Here is an 18,394-nt window from a genome sequence, read left to right on the forward strand (position 1 = left end):
GGGGCGGCTAGGGCCATACTGAAGCTACTCATAGGCGTCAGCGATCGTCGACGGTCAGCTGCATGCCGTTGTGCCGACCAGCCACTGGGGGAGACGTGCGATTCGCGTTCTACGGCCGATGCTCGACCGAGGACGCCCAGGACCCGGACTCCAGTCGAGGGTGGCAGCTCCGACAAGCCGGCCAGCTGATCGCCGCGGTCGACGGCGAGGTCGTCAAGGAGTACTTCGACGTCGGGCAGTCGCGGTCGCTGCCGTGGAAGCGCCGGCCGCGGGCAACTGAGTTGCTGGTGGATCTCGAGGATCCTGGTCGGGGATGGAGCGAGCTGGTGATCGGCGAGCCGCAGCGGGCGTTCTATGGTCCGCAGTTCTCGCTGACGTTTCCGCTGCTGACGCACTACGGGGTGAACCTGTGGGTGCCGGAGGTTGGCGGACGTGTGGATCCGGGGTCTGAGGCGCACGACATGGTGATGTCGTTGTTCGGTGGGATGTCGAAGGCCGAGCGGATGCGGATCCAGACCCGGGTGAAGTCGTCGATGTTCGCGCTCGCTGAGACCACCGGCCGCCACCTGGGCGGGCGCCCGCCGTACGGCTATCGCCTTGACGATGCGGGGCCGCATCCGAATCCGGCGAAGGCGTCGATGGGGCAGCGCCTGCATCGGCTGGAGCCGTATCCGGTGACGGCGCCGACGGTGGTGGAGATCTTCGAGATGTACGTCGCCGGGTACGGGTTGCGGGCGATCGCGCAGGCGCTCACCGACAAGGGTGCGCCGTCGCCGTCGGAGTACGACCGACGGCGCAACCCGCATCGTGATCCGAGAGGGTGGGGGCATTCGGCGGTGCGCGCGATCCTGAAGAACCCGGTCTACACCGGGGTGCGGATGTGGGGAAAGCAGGAGAAGTTCGAGCGTCTGATCGATCCGAATGACGTCGCGATGGGCTACCAGACTCGGATGCGGTGGCGAGACCGGGATATGTGGGTGGCGCCAGCGAACCGTACGCACGAGCCGATCGTGGATGACGAACTGTTCCTCGCCGCGCAGCACCGTCTACAGGCCAGGGCCAAGCCAGACACCACAAGACCCAGGACGGCCAATCGCCGATACCCGCTGTCTGGGCGATTGTCCTGTGGGCTCTGCGGATTCCGCATGATCGCTGACTACCGACCGCCGAAGAGCGCGAACGCCTCGCCGATGATCCGCTATCGCAGCCGGCTCCGGTCGGATCGGGCGGTTCCTGAAGGACTCGAGGGCCACCCGGGCAACATCTACCTGCATCAGGACCTGGTGATGGCCAGCGTCGACCGATGGTTGTCGACCGAGCTGAACGATCCGGCGTGGATCGCGGCCGCGAGCGGGCCAGACGAGGCAGAGGCAGCGCGAATCGAGGCGCTCCAGGAGAGTCTCACCGCTCTCGAACGCAAGATCGCCAACCTCGTGTCGGCAGTCGAGGGATCGGATGACGCGCCCGAGATCCTGATCTCTCAGCTGTCGGCCCGCTCGCTCGAACGGGACCACCTGAAGAGCGAGATCACCAGGCTCGCCGCACGGCAGACCATGGCGGCTGAAGATGTTCAGGAGCTGATCGACCATGTCGGCGGCCTTGCCTCAGCCCTGGAGCGCGCGACGGACGACGAAAAGGCTGACCTGTATCAAGAGCTTGGCTTGAGCCTGACCTACGAACCCCTGGCACATCAGCTCCGAGCGGAGCTGCTGCCATGGGATGAGATCCAGAAGAGTGTCCGAGGGGGGACTTGAACCCCCACCCCCTTGACGGGGACTAGCACCTCAAGCTAGCGCGTCTGCCTATTCCGCCACCCGGACTTTGCGGCGCCTTCGTGCAGCGCCAGCGGCTGCGTAACCATACCAAACTTGCGGGGTCCTCTGTCCAACCAGGGACCGGACGACGCGCCGAGGGGAGTTGGCGGGATGGGCCGCCCGGCCACGTGATCATGTCTATGCTCGAACCCAACGCCCCGCGCAGGGGACAGGCGGGGCTGCCGACCACGAGGAATCGAGGGGCGGATGGCCGGACCGGCGCGCGAACGAGGGGTGGACGGGCCGGCATCGGCGGCCCTGTTGAAGGCCGGCAGGTTCTTCACCCGCTGGGACGAGTCCGGCGACGGGCGCATGGTGTTCCGCGACGGGGGCCGGCAGGGCGACGTCTTCTATCGGGACCGGTGGAGCCACGACAAGGTGGTCCGGTCGACCCACGGGGTGAACTGCACGGGGTCGTGCTCGTGGAAGGTGTACGTCAAGGACGGCATCATCACGTGGGAGACCCAGCAGACGGACTATCCGTCGGTGGGGCCGGACCGGCCGGAGTACGAGCCGAGAGGCTGCCCGCGGGGCGCCGCCTTCAGCTGGTACACGTACTCGCCGACGCGGGTGCGGTACCCGTACGTGCGTGGCGTCCTGCTCGACCTCTACCGCGAAGCCAAGCAGCGCCTCGGCGACCCCGTCCTGGCCTGGGCGGACATCACCGGCGACGCGGAGAAACGACGAAGCTACCAGCGGGCACGGGGCAAGGGCGGACTGGTGCGAGCCGGCTGGGACGAGGCCATCGAGATCGCCGCCGCGGCGCACGTGCACACGATCAAGGAGTACGGCCCGGACCGGTGCGCCGGCTTCTCGCCCATCCCGGCCATGTCGATGGTCTCGCACGCCGTCGGGACGCGGTTCGTGCAGCTCATCGGCGGCGTCATGACGTCGTTCTACGACTGGTACGCCGACCTCCCGGTGGCCAGCCCGCAGGTCTTCGGTGACCAGACGGACGTGCCGGAGTCGGGGGACTGGTGGGACGCGACGTACCTGATGATGTGGGGCTCGAACGTCCCGGTGACGCGCACGCCCGACGCCCACTGGATGGCGGAGGTCCGCTACCGCGGCACGAAGGTCGTCACGGTCAGCCCCGACTACGCCGACAACACCAAGTTCGCCGACGAGTCGATGCCGGCCCAGGCGGGCACCGACGCGGCGCTGGCGATGGCGATGGGCCACGTCGTGCTGAAGGAGCACTTCGTCGACAAGCGGACGCCGTTCTTCGCCGACTACGTCCGCACCTACACCGACCTCCCGATGCTGATCAGGCTCGAGCCGCACGAGCAGGGCGGCCTCACGCCCGGCAAGTTCCTCACCGCGGCCGACCTCGGGCAGGAGACGGCAGAGGACCAGTGGAAGACGGTCGTCCTCGACGAGGCCACCGGCGCACCGATCGTCCCCAACGGCTCCATCGGCTTCCGGTACGCCGACTCCGGCAAGGGCCGCTGGAACCTCGACCTCGACGGCGTCACGCCGGCCCTCAGCATGGAGGGCGATGAGACGACGGAGAACGTCGAGGTCCTCCTCCCGGCCTTCACGAAACCCGACGGCTCCGGCGACGTGCTGCGGCGCGGCGTACCGGCCCGCCGCGTCGGCGGCCACCTGGTCACGACGGTGCTGGACCTCATGCTCGCCCAGTACGGGGTCGAACGACCGAACCTCCCCGGGCGGTGGCCAGAAGGCTACGACGACGCCGCCACGCCCTACACGCCGGCCTGGCAGGCCGAGATCACCAGCGTGCCGGCGGAGCAGTGCGTCCGCATCGCCCGCGAGTTCGCCGCCAACGCCGAGGAGTCCGGCGGCCGCTCGATGATCATCCTCGGCGCCGGCGTCTGCCAGTGGTTCCACGGCGACGCCACCTACCGGGCGATCCTGTCGCTGCTCATCCTGACGGGGTGCATGGGCCGCAACGGCGGCGGCTGGGCGCACTACGTCGGCCAGGAGAAGTGCCGCCCGATCACCGGCTGGATCTCGCTGGCCAACGCGCTGGACTGGTCGCGCCCGCCGCGCACCATGATCGGGACGGCGTACTGGTACATGCACACGGACCAGTGGCGCAACGACGGCTACTCGACGGCGTCACTGGCGTCGCCGCTCAGCGCGAACGCGGAGGAGAAGCACACCGCCGACGCCATCGCGGAGTCCGCGAAGCTCGGCTGGATGCCGTTCTACCCGCAGTTCGAGACGAACCCGCTGCAGGTGGCCGACGACGCCGCGGCAGCGGTCGAGAAGGGCGCAGCGAAGGACGCGGCCGACTACGTCGCCCGGGCCCTGGACGACGGCAGCCTGAAGCCCGCCATCGCCGACGTCGACGCGCCCAGGAACTGGCCGCGGACGCTGGTGCTGTGGCGCTCGAACCTCATGGGGTCGTCGGCGAAGGGCAACGAGTACTTCCTCAAGCACCTGCTCGGCACCCACTCCAACGTCATGGGCGGCGAGAACCCCCAGGCCCCGCGCCCCAAGGACGTCACATGGCACGACGAGGCCCCCGAGGGCAAGCTCGACCTGCTGGTCTCGGCCGACTTCCGCATGACGTCGACGACGCTGCTGTCCGACATCGTGCTGCCGGCGGCGACGTGGTACGAGAAGCACGACCTCTCGTCGACGGACATGCACCCGTTCGTGCACGCGTTCACCCCGGCCATCGACCCGCCGTGGGAGGCGAAGACCGACTTCGACGCGTTCCACCTGCTGGCCCGCAGGCTGTCCGCCATGGCGAGGACGCACCTGGGCACCCGCCGCGACCTCGTCACCGTCCCGCTGCAGCACGACACCCCCGGTGAGGCGAAATACCCGGGCGGCCGGGCCGACGGCAGTAGGCCGGTGGTCACCGTCGTCGAGCGCGACTACACCGCCATCGCGGACAAGCTGGCCGCCGTCGGCCCGCTGGCCGACACCCTCGGCTTCACCGTCAAGAACGTCACCTACCGCCTCACCGAACAAACGGACAAGCTCGCGAAACAGAACGGCGTCATGCTCGGCGGCGCCGCCGACGGCCGCCCGGCCATCGACACCGACGAGAAGCTGGCCGAGGCGATCCTGACGTACTCCGGGACGACGAACGGCGAGCTGGCCGTGCAGGGCTTCCGCACCCTCGAGGAGCGCGTCGGCAAGCCGCTCGCGGACCTCGCGGAGGGCTCCGAGGAGAAACGCATCACCTTCGCCGACACCCAGACCGCGCCCGTCCCCGTCATCACGTCGCCGGAGTGGTCCGGGTCCGAGACGGGCGGCCGGCGGTACGCGCCGTTCACCGTCAACATCGAGCGGCTGAAGCCGTTCCACACGCTCACCGGCCGCATGCATTTCTACCTCGACCACGACTGGATGCTGGAGTACGGCGAGGCGCTGCCGATCTACCGTCCGCCGCTGGACTTCCACCGGCTCTTCGGCGAGCCCCGGCTGGGCCCCGACGGCGCCAGCCAGATCACCGTCCGCTACCTGACGCCGCACTCGAAGTGGTCGATCCACTCCGAGTACCAGGACAACCTGCTCATGCTGTCGCTGTCGCGCGGCGGCCCGGTGGTGTGGATGAGCCCGGGCGACGCGGAAGCGATCGACGTCCGCGACAACGACTGGGTCGAATGCGTCAACGCCAACGGCGTCTTCGTCGGCCGCGCGATCGTCTCCCACCGCATGCCGCAGGGCGTCGTCTACGTGCACCACGCGCAGGAACGCACCATCGACGTGCCGAAGTCCGAGGCGACCGGGCGGCGCGGCGGCATCCACAACTCGGTGACGCGGCTGCTGGTGAAGCCGACGCACCTGATCGGCGGGTACGCGCAGCTCTCCTACACGTTCAACTACCTCGGCCCGACGGGGAACCAGCGCGACGTGGTCTCGACCATCCGGAAGCGGTCGCAGGAGGTGACGTACTGATGCGGGTCATGGCGCAGCTGGCGATGGTGATGAACCTCGACAAGTGCATCGGCTGCCACACCTGCTCGGTCACCTGCAAGCAGGCGTGGACGAACCGCGCCGGCACCGAGTACGTCTGGTTCAACAACGTCGAGACGCGGCCCGGCCAGGGCTATCCGCGCCGGTACGAGGACCAGGAGCGCTGGCAGGGCGGCTGGACGCTGAACAAGCGCGGCAACCTCGAGCTGCGCACCGGCGGACGGCTGAAGCGGCTGCTCGGCATCTTCGCCAGCCCCGTGCAGCCGGAGCTGGCCGACTACTACGAGCCGTGGACCTACGACTACAAGATGCTCACCGAGGCGCCGCTGGGCGACGACTTCCCGGTGGCGCGGCCGAAGTCGCTGATCACCGGCGAGGACACCAAGGTCACGTGGTCGGCGAACTGGGACGACAACCTCGGTGGCACCAGCGAGCTGGGCCACCTCGACCCGGTGGTCGAGAAGGTGCGGCGCGAGTCGGAGGACAAGATCCGCTTCGAGTTCGAGCGGACGTTCATGTTCTACCTGCCGCGCATCTGCGAGCACTGCCTGAACCCGTCGTGCATGGCGTCGTGCCCGTCCGGCGCCATCTACAAGCGCAGCGAGGACGGCATCGTGCTGGTCGACCAGGACCGCTGCCGCGGCTGGCGGCAGTGCGTCACCGGCTGCCCGTACAAGAAGATCTACTTCAACCACCGCTCCGGCAAGGCGGAGAAGTGCACGTTCTGCTACCCGCGGGTCGAGGTGGGGCTGCCGACGGTGTGCGCGGAGACCTGCGTGGGGCGGCTGCGCTACCTCGGCCTGTTCCTGTACGACGCCGACCGGGTGACGGCGGCCGCGTCGACGCCGGACCCGCAGGACCTCTACGAGGCGCAGCTCGACCTCATGCTGGACCCGTCCGACCCCGAGGTCGTCGCCGCGGCGCGAGCGGGCGGCGTGCCGGACGACTGGATCGATGCCGCGCGGCGCTCGCCGGTGTACGCGCTGGCCAAGACGTACCGCGTCGCTCTGCCGCTGCATCCGGAGTACCGCACGATGCCGATGGTCTGGTACGTGCCGCCGCTGTCGCCGGTGGTCGACCTGCTGTCCGAGCAGGGCCACGACGCCGAGGACCGCGCGACGCTGTTCAGCGCCATCGACGCGCTGCGCATCCCCGTCGAGTACCTGGCCGAGCTGTTCACCGCCGGGAGGACGTCGACGGTGACGGAGGTGCTGCGCAAGCTCGCGGCCATGCGGGCGTACATGCGCGACGTCACGCTCGGCCGCGACCCGGACCCGTCCATCCCGGCGTCGGTCGGCATGACGGAGGAGTCGCTGTACGCGATGTACCGGCTGATGGCGATCGCCAAGTACGACGAGCGGTACGTCATCCCGACGGCGCACGCCGAGCAGGCGCACGACCTCGAGGAGATCGGCTGTGCGCTGGACGTCGACGACGGTCCCGGCATGTACGAGTCCGGCCCGTTCGGCGAGGCCAGCGGGCGGCCCGTGCCGGTCGCCGTCGAGACGTTCCAGGCGCTGAAACAGCGGCAGACCACCGCCAGCCCGCCGGGCGGCGACCTCAGCGGCCGCGTCAACCTGCTGAACTGGGACGGCAGCGGCACGCCGGAGGGCCTGTTCCCGCCGAAGAAGGACGGCGCGCCATGATCCGCCGCCGGGGGCACGCCGCCGGCCACCGCGTCGTCCACCAGGTCGCGTCCTGGTGCCTCGACTACCCCGACGGCGCGCTGGCCGAGCGGCTGCCGCAGCTGGGCGCCGCACTGGCCGAGCAGCCGCCGTCCGACGCCGTCACGCGGCTGTCCGCGCTGGTCGATCACCTGGCCGGGCGGCCGCTGGCCGACCTGCAGCGCGACTACGTCGACGTGTTCGACCTCAGCCGCGAGCGGGCGCTGCACCTGTCGTACTGGACCGACGGCGACACCCGGCGGCGCGGCGAGGTGCTGGCCCGGTTCAAGGCCGCCTACCGGGCCAGCGGCTTCGTCGTCGACCTGCGCGGCGAGCTGCCCGACCACCTGCCGACGGTGCTCGAGTTCGCCGCGGTCGCCGACCCCGCCGCCGGCGTCGCGCTGCTGCAGGAGTACCGCGCGTCGCTGGAGCTGCTGCGGTTCGCGCTGCTCGACCTCGGCACGCCGTACGCCGGCGGGGTCGCCGCGGTCTGCGCGACGCTGCCGGGGGAGTCGCCGCCTGACCGGGCCGCCGTCCACGCCCAGGCCGGGCCGCCGCCCGTCGAGACCGTCGGGCTGGAACTGCTGCCGTACGGGAGCCGGCCGTGAACACCGTGCTGTGGGGCGTGCTGCCGTACCTCATGGTGGTCGTGCTGGTGGCCGGGTCGATCTGGCGGTACCGGTACGACAAGTTCGGCTGGACGACGCGGTCGTCGCAGCTCTACGAGTCGCGGCTGCTGCGCATCGGGTCGCCGCTGTTCCACTTCGGCATCCTCGTCGTGATCATCGGGCACATCGGCGGGCTGGTGATCCCGGAGTCGTGGACCGAGGCCGTGGGCGTCAGCGAGGGGGTCTATCACGTCAACGCGCTGCTGTTCGGCGGTCTCGCCGGGGCGTGCACGCTGGCCGGCATCGCGATCCTGATCTACCGGCGCCGCCGCACCGGGCCGGTGTTCATGGCCACCACCCGCAACGACAAGGCGATGTACGTCGTCCTGGTCGGCGCCATCGCGCTGGGGCTGTGGACGACGCTGGTCAGCGTGGGCGCCGGGCACGAGGCGCACAACTACCGCGAGTCGGTGTCGCCGTGGTTCCGGTCGCTGTTCGTGCTGCAGCCCGACATCGACTCGATGGCCGCGGCGCCCGTGCAGTTCCACCTCCACACGCTGGTCGGGATGCTGCTGTTCGCGATCTGGCCGTTCACCCGGCTGGTGCACGCGTTCACCGCGCCGGTGCACTACCTGTTCCGTCCCTACATCGTCTACCGCAGCCGCGACGCCGGTCCGCGCCGCCGGGGCTGGGACACCGTCGGCAGCGCCGACCGGGACCGTTGAAGGAGACGCGCATGACCACCGACATCCGGGCGGGCCAGACCCGCAACCTGGTGCTGGCGACCGTCGCGTTCGCGGTCAGCTTCTGGGCCTGGAACATGGTCGCGCCGCTCGGGGTGCGCTACACCGGCGAGCTCGGGCTGTCGTCGGGGGAGAAATCGCTGCTGGTGGCGACGCCGGTGCTGGTCGGCTCGGTCGGCCGGATCCTGGTCGGCGCGCTCACCGACCGGCTCGGCGGCCGGCTGATGTTCCCCGTCCTCATGGTGCTGTCGGCGCCGTTCGTCGTGCTCGTGGCGGCGGCCGGCGAGGCGGAGTCGTACGGCCTGCTGCTGCTGTTCGGGTTCTTCCTGGGCATCGCGGGGACGACGTTCGCCGTCGGCATCCCGTTCGTCAACGCCTGGTACGAGACGTCCCGGCGCGGCTTCGCGACCGGCGTGTTCGGTGCCGGGATGGGCGGGACGGCGCTGTCGGCGTTCTTCACGCCGCGGTTCGTGGACTGGTTCGGCTACGTGGCGACGCACGTCATCGTCGCGGTGGCGCTGGTGGCGACGGCGGCGATCTGCTGGACGCTCATGCGCGACTCGCCGGCGTGGGCACCGAACACGGCGCCGGTGCTGCCGAAGCTGTCCGCGGCGGTCAGGCTGCCGGTGACGTGGCAGATGTCGTTCCTGTACGCGGTGGCGTTCGGCGGGTTCGTCGCGTTCTCCACCTACCTGCCGACATACCTCAAGGACATCTACGACTTCGACCTGACGGCGGCCGGCACCCGCACCGCGGGCTTCGCGCTGGCCGCCGTCGTCGCCCGTCCCATCGGCGGTGTGCTGTCCGACCGCATCGGGCCGCGCATGGTCGTCGCGATCTCGCTGGCCGGGACCGCCGTGCTGGCGATCGTCGTCGCGTTCCAGCCGCCGGTCGAGGTGCCGGCCGGCATCGCGTTCGTCCTGCTCGCGTTCTTCCTCGGCCTCGGCACCGGCGGCGTGTTCGCGTGGGTGGCGAAGCTGGCGCCGCCGGAGAAGGTCGGCACGGTGACGGGGGTCGTCGGCGCGGCCGGCGGGCTCGGCGGGTTCTTCCCGCCGCTGGTCATGGGCGCGACGTACGAGGTGCTGCTGGACGGCTACGGCGTCGGGCTGACGCTGCTGGCGATCACCGCCGCGGGAGCACTGGCGTTCACGCTGCTCGGGGTCGGGGCCCGGGCGGCGTCGTCGGCCCGCCGGACGTGACACCGCCGCACTCTTGCACGCACGTTCACGACGGGTTCGGTCGTCGGTCAGGGCACGTTAGGACGTCCGCGCGACGATCCGGAGCACCCCGCCCATCCGCCGAGAGGATCTGATCCATGACGACCCTGCACCGATGCATCGGCGCGCTCGCCTGCACGGGACTGCTCGCGGGCCTGGTGACCGCCGCCCCCGCCGGCGCGCAGCCGGCGCCGTCGCGTGAGAGCACCGGCTTCCTGGACAACGGCGTCACCGCGCATCGCGGGTACTCCAGTGCCTACCCGGAGAACACCATGCGTGCGTTCACCGAGGCGCTCGAGCTGGGGGTGGACTGGATCGAGCTGGATGTCTTCACCACGGCCGACGGCCAGGTCGTTGTGGCGCACGACGCCACCACCGGCCGGTTCGCCGACCGCGACCTGCGCATCGCCGACCACACCTACGCCGAGCTGAGCACCCTCGACGTCGCCTACGGGTTCCGCGCGGCGAACGGCCTCACGAAGAAGGAGGTGCCGCCGGCGCGGATGCCGCTGCTGTCCGAGGCGCTGGAGCTGATCCGGTCCCAGGACCGCACCCGGGTCTCGATCCAGCCGAAGGACGGCTCGACCGCGGCCGCCGTCGCGATGGTGCAGGAGCTCGGCGCTCAGGCGTGGGTGGGCTTCAACGACGGCAACCTCGCCAAGATGAGCTTGGTCAAGGAGCTGGATCCGAGCATCCACGTCTTCTGGGACCTGCCGGCCAGCGGTGACATCGCCGCCGAGATGGCCATCGCCCGCGACCGCGGGTTCGAGTCGCTGATCGTCAACCAGGCCCGCATCAGCCCGGAGCTGATCGCGACCATCGAGGCGGGCGGCTTCGAGTCCGGCGCGTGGACGGTCAACGACACCGAGGTCATGCGGCGGTTCATCGGCTGGGGCATCGACCGCCTCTACACCGACAGCGTCGACCAGGCGCTGCTGCTGTTCGGGCACGACCCGCGCGAGGGCCTCGGCCGGGGGCTGCTCGGCCACTGGGCCTTCGACGAGGGCCGCGGCTCCGTCGCCGACGACGACGGGTCGCCGAACCCACTGCGCAACGGCCGGCTCCGGGCCGACGCCGACCTGACGCCGCCCGGGCACGGCCACCTCAGGGGAGCGGTGGAGCTGGACGGGCACGGCGACCACGTCGACGTGCCGTTCCAGGTGCTCCCGGACCAGGCGCCCGCCTACACCGCGTCGGCCTGGTTCCGGCCCGAGCAGCCCGGCCGGGGCCGCCAGTTCATCCTCGAGACCGCCGGGTCGTGGGCCGTCTCCGTCGAGCTCGCCGACGTCAGCGGGCACCTGAAGTACTCCGTGCAGACCGATGGCACGTCGGTCGTCGCCGAGTCCGGCATCACCCCCGCCGCCGGCCGCTGGCACCACGTGGCGGTCAGCTACGACGCGGCGACCGGCGTCTCGCGGCTCTACCTGGACGGCGCCGAGGTGACGTCGTTCGCCGACCCCAAGGAGACCGGAAGCGGCGCCCTCGCGGACACCACCGGGCTGCACATCGGCACGTACCGCGGCGCCGACGGCCGGTTCTTCTCCGGTGCCATCGACGACGTCGCCGTCTGGAACCGCGTGCTGGACGCCGACGAGCTGGCCACGCTGTGGAACGACGGCGACGGCGCGGCCGTCCCCGGCGACTTCACCGAGCCGCGCCACACGCCCGGCTCGTGGAGCCCGCGCGGCTGACGTGCGACGGCGCCGCTCGGATAGGGGCTGAGCGGCGCCGCCGGCCGGGGGAGGGTCAGCAGTACGGCGGGGCCGAGCCGACGTTCGTCACGTAGCGGGCCGCCACCCACTGGCCGCCGCCGTCACCGGTCAGCTGGTACCAGCGCCGGTTGCCGTCGATGGACTGGGAATCGACCTTGCACACGATGGCCAGCGTCGCGCCGCGCGGGGCCGAGCTGACCTTGGGGTTCGACGTGTGCGGGCCGCTGCGCACCGCCAGCGACGTCGAGGACGACACTCGGCCGGCGTACTCGTGGCCGTCGCCGCAGAACCGCGGCGCGGCGCCGATGTTGGCGATGTAGCGGGCGCTCACCCAGCGGCCGTTCGCCAGCTTGTACCAGAGACTGTTGCCGCTGACCGTCGGGCCGTACACCTTGCACTGGATGGTGATCGTCGCGCCCTTCGCGTACGAACCGACCTTGGGGGAGTATTGCGTGGGAGCGCTGCGCACGTTGATGCCCTCGGTGACGCGGCCCTTGTAGGTGGTCGTCGCCGCGTCCGCGGCCGTGCTGGTCGCGAGCAGGCCGAGCGGGACGATCGTGGCCGTGGCGAGCGCGATCGCCGCCCGCCGGAGCCGTTGCCGGATGATCATGATGGACCTCCTGACTGCCGTCCCGGACGGTGCGACCGGGTATCGGCTCTCACCATCAATCACTCCTCAGCGTGCCCGCCGGTTGCACGGCGCGGGGGAGTTTCCGGCCGAATCGGCCGTCGTATCGGCGCAGGTCAGAGGACGGACCGTTACGTAGTGCGACAAGACGGTCACGCTCGGCTACCATGGATGCAACGGGGGCCGCTCCGCCTCTTGCCCCCCAACTGGCGGAGCGGCCTTCTCGTGCGTCCGGGCCTCGTAGCGTCTGGTAGGGACGGATCGGCGGCGGTGTGACCGTGGTGACCGGCGCCGCACAGGTCGGTCACAGTGAGCTGCCAACGATCGCTGAGCCCGCAGCCGCCCAACGTCGGGAGCATCGTCACGGTCACGGACCCCGCATGGATCGCCTACCCGCCGCCGATCCGGCCCGTGCACGTAAGACGCGCCAGGGTGTCGCCTGGTTCACACGATCGCTTGACTTTTCTTGGCCGATTTCGTACTTTCCTGTGTAGTTAATTAACCGGAGGGGAAAATGACGGTCGACGCCGAGTCGCTCACGGCGACGTTCACCGCTCTGGCCGACCCGACGCGGCGCGCCATCCTGGCCCGGCTGACCCGCGGCGAGGCGACCGTCGGCCAGCTGGCCGAGCCGTTCGACGTCTCGCTGCCGGCCATCTCGAAGCACGTGAAGGTGCTGCAGAAGGCCGGGCTGATCGAGCAGACCCGGCAGGCGCAGTGGCGCTCGTGCCGGCTGCGCCCAGAGCCGCTGCGCGACGTCGTCACGTGGATGGAGCAGTACCGCGCGTTCCTGGGCGACAGCCTCGACCGGCTGGACCAGTACCTCACCGACCTGCAGAAGGGAGAACGGCCATGACCCGACGCGAGCTGGGCGACGCCGCCACCACCGTCGTCGCCGAAGGATCGGACCTGCTGATCGAGCGGGTGTTCGCCGCGCCGCGCGAGCTGGTGTGGACCGCCATGACGACGGCCGAGCACCTCGCCCGCTGGATCGGCCCGCACGGCACCACCACCGAGGTGGTCGAGCTGGACCTGCGTCCCGGCGGCCGCTGGAAGTGGATCAACGGCGAGGTCGCGTTCCTGGGCGAGTACCTCGAGGTCGACCCGCCGAAGCGGCTGGTCCGCACGACGGCGCCGGACGGGGGACCGCCCGGCCCGCCCGCCGTCGAGACCATCACGTTCGACGAGGTCGACGGCGGCACCCGGGTGCACTGGCTGACCACGTTCCCGTCGCCGGACGTGCTCGACTTCGCCGTGTCCACGGGCATGGCCAAGGGCATCGTCGAGCAGTACGAGCGGCTGGCCGGCCTGCTGGCTCAGGGCTGACGACTGCGGCGCAACGCGCGGGGGAGCGCGACGGCCACGGCGACGGTGGCGAGCGTGCCGCCCGCGCCCGCGACGACGAACGTCACGGGCGCCGACGTCGCGTCCAGCAGCAGGCCGCCGCCCACGTAGGACAGGCCGGCGGCCAGCCCGATCGCCCCGTAGAGGTTGCCGAACACCCGCCCGAGCAGCGCGTCCGGCGCCAGCCGCGGCAGCAGCGTGTTGGTGGCGACGTCCATGGCGGCGATGCCGAGGCCGCGCACCGCCTGCAGGGCGAACGCCATCCCGACGGCCCACGCCAGCCCGGTGAGCAGGTTGCCGACGCTGCTGACGGCGAACCCGGCGACCAGCAGCCACGGCAGCGCCGCCCGCGACGACCAGCGCGCCAGCAGTGCGTACCCGGCGAACAGCCCGAGCCCGACGGCGGCCAGCAGCAGCGCGGCCGCGGACGAGCCGGCGTCGAAGGTGTCGCGGGCCAGCACGACCAGCGCGACGTCGTCGATGCCGTTGAACGCGACGACGACGCAGAAGCCGAGGCCGATGATCCGCAGCGCCGGTTCCCGCCAGAGGTACCCGAGGCCGGCGCGGGCGTCGTCGAGCAGCCCGGCCCGCGCACCAGCCGGCCCCGACGGCGGCAGCGCGGGCAGCCGGAGCAGCAGCAGCACCGACAGCAGGAACGTCGCGGCGTCCACCAGCAGCACGCCGCGCACCCCCACCAGCGGGAACAGCGCCGCCGCGACCAGCGGGCCGGCCGCCTCGCCGCCGTTCGTCGCGAGGCCGAGCGCCGAGTTGGCCGCGGCCTGCTCGCGCTGCGGCACCAGCGTGGCCACCGCGGCCCGCGACGCCGGCAGGAACACCTGCCCCGACACCGCCCGCGCCCCGGCCAGCACCAGCAGCAGCGGCAACGGCGGCAGCGCCAGCGCGATCGCGACCAGCAGCCCGGCCTGCACCAGCTCGCAGCCGATCATCACCCGGCGCCGGTCCCACCGGTCCGCGATCGCGCCGGCGAGCGGGCTGAACAGCGCCGGCGCGAGGTCGCCGACGAGCAGCAGCAGCGCCACCGCGAGCGCCTGGCCGGCGGTCTCGGCCACATGCAGCATCAGCGCGACCAGGCTGAGGGAGTCGCCGAGGAAGGAGATGGTCCGCGCCGCGAACAGGGACCGGAACGCGGGGTCGCGGCGCAGCGGGCCGGGCACGACGACAGCATCGGGCATCGGACGACACCGCTCAACCGGATTTGCGGCCGAACCCGGCGGCCGCCGCGACGACCCCGAGCACGGCCAGGACGGCGACGAACCCGAACGCCGCGCGGAACCCGTCCAGCCCGGACCCTGACACCAGCACCGCCGCCACGACGGCGACCCCGGCGGCCCCGCCCAGCTCACGCGCCGTCTCGACCAGCCCGGACGCCAGACCGGCGGCCGGCTGCGACACCCCGGTCAGCGCGCCGATCTGCACCGCCGGCCCGCACAGCCCGAACCCGACGCCGGCCAGCAGGAAGGCGGGCAGCAGGTCGGCCGCGTACCCGGCGTCGGCGGGGACCCGGGCCAGCCACAACGCCCCGACGGCGAGCAGCGTCAGGCCGAGGACCAGCGACGCCCGCACGCCGGCCCGGGTGACCAGCCGCCCGCCGGCCATCGCCACGACGACGATGGTCACCGTCGTGGCCAGCCAGGCCAGCCCCGTCGTCACCGGCGAGTAGCCGAGCACCTGCTGCATCAGCAGCGAGCCGACGAAGATGAAGGCCATCAGCGCGCCGAAGGCCAGGATGCCGGTGACGTTGGCGGCGACCAGCGGCCGGTTGCGCAGCATCGGCAGCGGCAGCAGCGGGTCGGGGCTGCGGCGCTCGATCCGTACGAAGGCCGCCAGCAGCGCCGCGGCGGCCCCGAACAGCGCCAGCGTCGTCCCGGCCAGCCAGCCGTGGCCGGTGGCGTGGTGCAGGGTGTAGGCGAGCAGCAGCAGGGCGGCCGTCGCCGTGGTCGCGCCGGCGACGTCGAACCGGGCGGCGCGCTCCTCGGGGCGGTCGGCCACGAGGAACGCCGCCGTCAGCGCGATGAGCAGCAGACCGACCGGGACGTTCATCAGGAACGCCCAGCGCCAGCCGGGTCCTCCGGTGAGCAGCCCGCTCAGCACCACCCCGGCCGCGCCGGCCGCGCCGTCGACGGAGCCGACCACCGCGAGCGCGCGATGCCGGTCGCGTCCGTCCGGGAACGTGACCGCCAGCAGCGAGAGGGCCGCGGGCACGAGCAGCGCGGCGCCGAGCCCCTGCAGGCCGCGGGCCGCGATCAGCAGGCCGGGACCATGGGCGGCGCCCGCGGCCAGCGACGACGCGGTGAACACGGCGAGTCCGGCGAGGAGGACCCGGCGGCGGCCCAGCCGGTCGGCCAGCCGGCCGCCGAGCAGCAGGAACCCGCCCAGCAGCAGGCCGTAGGCGACGACCACCCACTGCAGGACGGCGTAGCCGGTGCCGAGATCGCGCTGGATGGACGGCAGCGCCACGTTCACGATCGCGGTGTCCAGGCCCACCATCGCCGTGGTGGCGCAGGTGAGTGCCAGCACCAGCCGCGGCCGGGTGGCGGTCGGGGAGAGCGTGGTGGTGTGCGACATCGTCGGTCCTTCGTCAGGGGTGTCGGTCGCCCCACCGACGAAGGAACCGGCCGCGGATCGACATCGGGGCCGAAAAATGTCAGAGCGCGTTCAACCGGCCGGTCAGGTAACGGCGATCGGCCTCCGACGGCGCCAGCCGCAGCGCCTCCTCGTACGCCGACCGCGCCTCGGCGGTGCGGCCGTCGCGGCGCAGCAGGTCGGCCCGGGTGGCGGGCAGCAGGTGGTACCCGTCCAGCCGGCCCGACGCCGCGAGCTCGTCCACCAGCGCGAGGCCGGCCGCGATGCCGTCGGCCATCGCGACCGCCACGGCCCGGTTCAGCTCCACCACCGGCGACGGCGCCAGCCGGGCCAGCTCGGCGTAGAGCGCGGCGATCTGCGCCCAGTCGGTGCCGGCGGCGTCGGGCGCGGTGGCGTGGCAGGCGGCGATGGCGGCCTGCAGCTGGTACGGCCCGCGGCGGCGCAGCGCGATGGCGTCGTCGAGGACGGCGACACCCTCGTCGATCAGCGCGCGGTCCCAACGGGACCGGTCCTGCCGCTCCAGCGGGACGAGCACGCCGTCGTCGACGCGGGTGGCCCGGCGGGCTTCGTGCAGCAGCATGAGCGCGAGCAGGCCGCGCGGCTCGGGCTCGTCCGGCAGCAGCCGGGCCAGCACCCGGGCGAGGTGGATGGCCTCCGCGGCCAGCGCGCGGCGACCGTCGCGCTCGTCGTAGCCCTCGTTGAAGATCAGGTAGAGCACGGCCAGCACCGCCGCGAGCCGTTCCGGCAGCAGCTCGGCCGGTGGGACGCGGTACGGGATGCCGGCGTCGGCGATCTTGCGCTTGGCCCGGACGATGCGCTGCGCCATGGCCGGCTCGGCGGTGAGGAACGCCCGGGCGATCTCGGCGGTGCTCAGCCCGGCCAGCGTCCGCAGTGTCAGCGCGACCCTGGCCTCGAACGGCAGCGCCGGGTGGCAGCAGGTGAAGATCAGCCGCAACCGCTCGTCCGGGATCTCCTCGGCCGGCGACTCGTCCGGCTCGCGCGCCAGCACGGCCAGCTGACGCAGTTTCGCCCGGCCGGTGGCGTCGCGGCGCAGGCGGTCGGTCGCGCGGTGCTTGGCGGTCGTGGTCAGCCAGGCGCCCGGCCGGTCCGGGACGCCGTCGCGCGGCCACGCCGTCAACGCCGCCGCGAACGCCTCCTGCGCGCAGTCCTCGGCGAGGTCCCAGTCGCGGGTCAGGCCGATCAGGGTCGCGACGACCTGCCCCCACTCCTCCCGGTAAGCGGCGTCGACCGCGGCGCGGACGGCGTCGGCCGTCATTCCCAGACCGGGCGGATCTCGACGCCGCCCCACTGGGCGTTGGGATGGCCGGCCGCGATGGCGATGGCCTCGTCGAGGTCGGCGCACTCGATGAGCACGACGCCGCCGACGAAGTCCTTGGTCTCGGCGAACGGCCCGTCGGACACCAGCGTCTCGCCCTTGCGGACCCGCACCGTGGTGGCGGACGCGACCGGCCGCAGCCGCACGCCGAGCCGTTCGGCGTCGCGTCGTCGCAGGTCGGCCTCCCACGCCTGGTGGACGGGGTCGGCGTCCATCTCGGCCATGGACGGCGAGATGGTTTCGTCGTCACAGATCAGCAGCACGTATTTCATGCGCCGAGTCTGGCACCGCCCGGGCCGTGACGTCAGCGTTCGCTGAGCCGGACGACCGGGTACTGGCGGTCGCTCTTCTTCTGGTACTTCGCGAACCGCGGGTTGGCGGCGACGATGCGCTGCCACGCCTCGTCGCGGTCGGCGCCGTCCAGGGTGTGCGGGGTGACCGGGCGCGCCTGCTCACCGGGCAGCTCGACCGCGGCGCGGTCGGGGTGCGCCGTCAGGTTGAGGTACCAGTTCGGGTCGCCGCTGCCGCCGCCCGACGCGACGACCAGCCGGGCGCCGTCGTCGTCGGCGTACCAGGCGACCGGCGTCTCGAACGGCTGGCCGGACCGGCGTCCGGCGGTGTGCAGGATCAGCATGTCCATGCCCATCATCCGGGCGGTGCCCTTCCGGCGGATCTTGCCGACCGTCCTCGCGTTCATCCGCCGCTGGAACCACAGCGACAACCGGCCGGGGGCGCCCTTCTTGCTGGTCTGGTCCGAGGTCTCGTTGTCCATGGTCGGAACGCTAGGAGCGAGCGGCGTCCGGCCGCTTCTCGATTCCTGACCGATC

Annotated in this window: 15 protein-coding genes and 1 tRNA gene; 9 read left to right on the forward strand and 7 right to left on the reverse strand. The window is 71.8% G+C overall.

Going from position 1 to position 18,394, the window contains the following annotated elements; genetic code table 11:
• The first annotated feature begins 95 nt into the window (after nt 1-95).
• A complete protein-coding gene (locus BLU82_RS10850) occupies nt 96-1,754 on the forward strand; it encodes a recombinase family protein (RefSeq protein WP_197682868.1) in 1,659 nt (552 codons plus the stop codon).
• On the opposite strand, the gene BLU82_RS10855 is transcribed toward BLU82_RS10850, so the two are convergent.
• Nucleotides 1,736-1,820: transfer RNA gene (locus tag BLU82_RS10855), tRNA-Leu, on the reverse strand. The genes BLU82_RS10850 and BLU82_RS10855 overlap by 19 nt on opposite strands.
• Nucleotides 1,821-2,021: 201 nt before the next feature.
• On the opposite strand from BLU82_RS10855, the gene BLU82_RS10860 reads away from it, so the two are divergent.
• From BLU82_RS10860 to BLU82_RS10885, 6 genes are all read left to right on the forward strand, one after another.
• Complete coding sequence (locus tag BLU82_RS10860; protein WP_092619632.1) at nt 2,022-5,693, forward strand: nitrate reductase subunit alpha; 3,672 nt, start codon at nt 2,022-2,024, stop codon at nt 5,691-5,693.
• The gene (narH, locus tag BLU82_RS10865) at nt 5,693-7,357 is read left to right on the forward strand and encodes a nitrate reductase subunit beta (RefSeq protein ID WP_092619635.1); all 1,665 of its coding nucleotides are present in this window, start codon (nt 5,693-5,695) and stop codon (nt 7,355-7,357) included. The genes BLU82_RS10860 and narH overlap by 1 nt, the downstream gene beginning before the upstream one ends.
• Nucleotides 7,354-7,983: a nitrate reductase molybdenum cofactor assembly chaperone gene (gene narJ, locus BLU82_RS10870; RefSeq protein ID WP_092619638.1), complete on the forward strand. Its 630-nt coding sequence runs from the start codon at nt 7,354-7,356 to the stop codon at nt 7,981-7,983. Before narH ends, narJ begins: the two co-directional genes overlap by 4 nt.
• Complete coding sequence (gene narI, locus BLU82_RS10875; RefSeq protein WP_092619641.1) at nt 7,980-8,708, forward strand: respiratory nitrate reductase subunit gamma; 729 nt, start codon at nt 7,980-7,982, stop codon at nt 8,706-8,708. Before narJ ends, narI begins: the two co-directional genes overlap by 4 nt.
• A gap of 11 nt (nt 8,709-8,719) precedes the next feature.
• On the forward strand, nt 8,720-9,925 hold the full coding sequence (locus BLU82_RS10880) for an MFS transporter (protein WP_092619643.1): 1,206 nt from the start codon (nt 8,720-8,722) through the stop codon (nt 9,923-9,925).
• A gap of 116 nt (nt 9,926-10,041) precedes the next feature.
• Nucleotides 10,042-11,634 carry a glycerophosphodiester phosphodiesterase family protein gene (locus BLU82_RS10885; RefSeq protein ID WP_092619646.1) on the forward strand — a complete coding sequence of 531 codons (1,593 nt, stop codon included), beginning with the start codon at nt 10,042-10,044 and terminating at the stop codon, nt 11,632-11,634.
• A 55-nt stretch (nt 11,635-11,689) separates the two neighbouring features.
• Here BLU82_RS10885 and BLU82_RS10890 read toward each other — a convergent pair whose 3' ends face one another.
• Nucleotides 11,690-12,265, reverse strand: coding sequence for an SH3 domain-containing protein (locus BLU82_RS10890; RefSeq protein ID WP_092619649.1), 576 nt, complete (start codon nt 12,263-12,265; stop codon nt 11,690-11,692).
• A 532-nt stretch (nt 12,266-12,797) separates the two neighbouring features.
• Here BLU82_RS10890 and BLU82_RS10895 point away from each other — a divergent pair.
• Both BLU82_RS10895 and BLU82_RS10900 read left to right on the forward strand, forming a co-directional pair.
• Entirely contained in the window at nt 12,798-13,139 is a 342-nt protein-coding gene (locus BLU82_RS10895; protein ID WP_092619651.1) for a helix-turn-helix transcriptional regulator, read from the forward strand.
• Nucleotides 13,136-13,609 (forward strand): SRPBCC domain-containing protein, encoded by a 474-nt coding sequence (locus tag BLU82_RS10900; protein ID WP_092619654.1) that lies wholly within the window; start codon nt 13,136-13,138, stop codon nt 13,607-13,609. Before BLU82_RS10895 ends, BLU82_RS10900 begins: the two co-directional genes overlap by 4 nt.
• Here BLU82_RS10900 and BLU82_RS10905 read toward each other — a convergent pair.
• The 5 genes from BLU82_RS10905 to BLU82_RS10925 all read right to left on the reverse strand — a co-directional run bounded on the left by BLU82_RS10905 (nt 13,600) and on the right by BLU82_RS10925 (nt 18,339).
• A complete protein-coding gene (locus BLU82_RS10905; protein WP_092619657.1) occupies nt 13,600-14,820 on the reverse strand; it encodes an MFS transporter in 1,221 nt (406 codons plus the stop codon). The two genes, BLU82_RS10900 and BLU82_RS10905, sit on opposite strands and share 10 nt — an antisense overlap.
• Nucleotides 14,821-14,833: 13 nt before the next feature.
• Nucleotides 14,834-16,213, reverse strand: a complete 1,380-nt coding sequence (locus BLU82_RS10910; protein ID WP_197682869.1) for an MFS transporter — start codon at nt 16,211-16,213, stop codon at nt 14,834-14,836.
• A 79-nt stretch (nt 16,214-16,292) separates the two neighbouring features.
• Nucleotides 16,293-17,507, reverse strand: a complete 1,215-nt coding sequence (locus BLU82_RS10915; protein ID WP_092619660.1) for an RNA polymerase sigma factor — start codon at nt 17,505-17,507, stop codon at nt 16,293-16,295.
• On the reverse strand, nt 17,504-17,839 hold the full coding sequence (locus BLU82_RS10920) for a YciI family protein (protein WP_092619663.1): 336 nt from the start codon (nt 17,837-17,839) through the stop codon (nt 17,504-17,506). The genes BLU82_RS10915 and BLU82_RS10920 overlap by 4 nt, the downstream gene beginning before the upstream one ends.
• 32 nt (nt 17,840-17,871) lie before the next feature.
• Nucleotides 17,872-18,339, reverse strand: a complete 468-nt coding sequence (locus BLU82_RS10925) for a nitroreductase family deazaflavin-dependent oxidoreductase (RefSeq protein WP_197682870.1) — start codon at nt 18,337-18,339, stop codon at nt 17,872-17,874.
• Nucleotides 18,340-18,394 lie beyond the last annotated feature (55 nt).

Source organism: Jiangella sp. DSM 45060, from assembly GCF_900105175.1.
GTDB lineage: Bacteria > Actinomycetota > Actinomycetes > Jiangellales > Jiangellaceae > Jiangella.

Excerpts from the sequence above, each read along its gene's own strand:
- BLU82_RS10885 (WP_092619646.1), top strand. The coding sequence starts at position 10,042 with ATGACGACCCTGCACCGATGCATCGGCGCGCTCGCCTGCACGGGACTG.
- BLU82_RS10905 (WP_092619657.1), bottom strand. The coding sequence starts at position 14,820 with ATGCCCGATGCTGTCGTCGTGCCCGGCCCGCTGCGCCGCGACCCCGCG.
- narJ (WP_092619638.1), top strand. The coding sequence starts at position 7,354 with ATGATCCGCCGCCGGGGGCACGCCGCCGGCCACCGCGTCGTCCACCAG.
- BLU82_RS10860 (WP_092619632.1), top strand. The coding sequence starts at position 2,022 with ATGGCCGGACCGGCGCGCGAACGAGGGGTGGACGGGCCGGCATCGGCG.
- BLU82_RS10880 (WP_092619643.1), top strand. The coding sequence starts at position 8,720 with ATGACCACCGACATCCGGGCGGGCCAGACCCGCAACCTGGTGCTGGCG.
- BLU82_RS10915 (WP_092619660.1), bottom strand. The coding sequence starts at position 17,507 with ATGACGGCCGACGCCGTCCGCGCCGCGGTCGACGCCGCTTACCGGGAG.
- BLU82_RS10890 (WP_092619649.1), bottom strand. The coding sequence starts at position 12,265 with ATGATCATCCGGCAACGGCTCCGGCGGGCGGCGATCGCGCTCGCCACG.
- BLU82_RS10900 (WP_092619654.1), top strand. The coding sequence starts at position 13,136 with ATGACCCGACGCGAGCTGGGCGACGCCGCCACCACCGTCGTCGCCGAA.
- narH (WP_092619635.1), top strand. The coding sequence starts at position 5,693 with ATGCGGGTCATGGCGCAGCTGGCGATGGTGATGAACCTCGACAAGTGC.
- BLU82_RS10920 (WP_092619663.1), bottom strand. The coding sequence starts at position 17,839 with ATGAAATACGTGCTGCTGATCTGTGACGACGAAACCATCTCGCCGTCC.
- BLU82_RS10910 (WP_197682869.1), bottom strand. The coding sequence starts at position 16,213 with ATGTCGCACACCACCACGCTCTCCCCGACCGCCACCCGGCCGCGGCTG.
- BLU82_RS10925 (WP_197682870.1), bottom strand. The coding sequence starts at position 18,339 with ATGGACAACGAGACCTCGGACCAGACCAGCAAGAAGGGCGCCCCCGGC.
- BLU82_RS10895 (WP_092619651.1), top strand. The coding sequence starts at position 12,798 with ATGACGGTCGACGCCGAGTCGCTCACGGCGACGTTCACCGCTCTGGCC.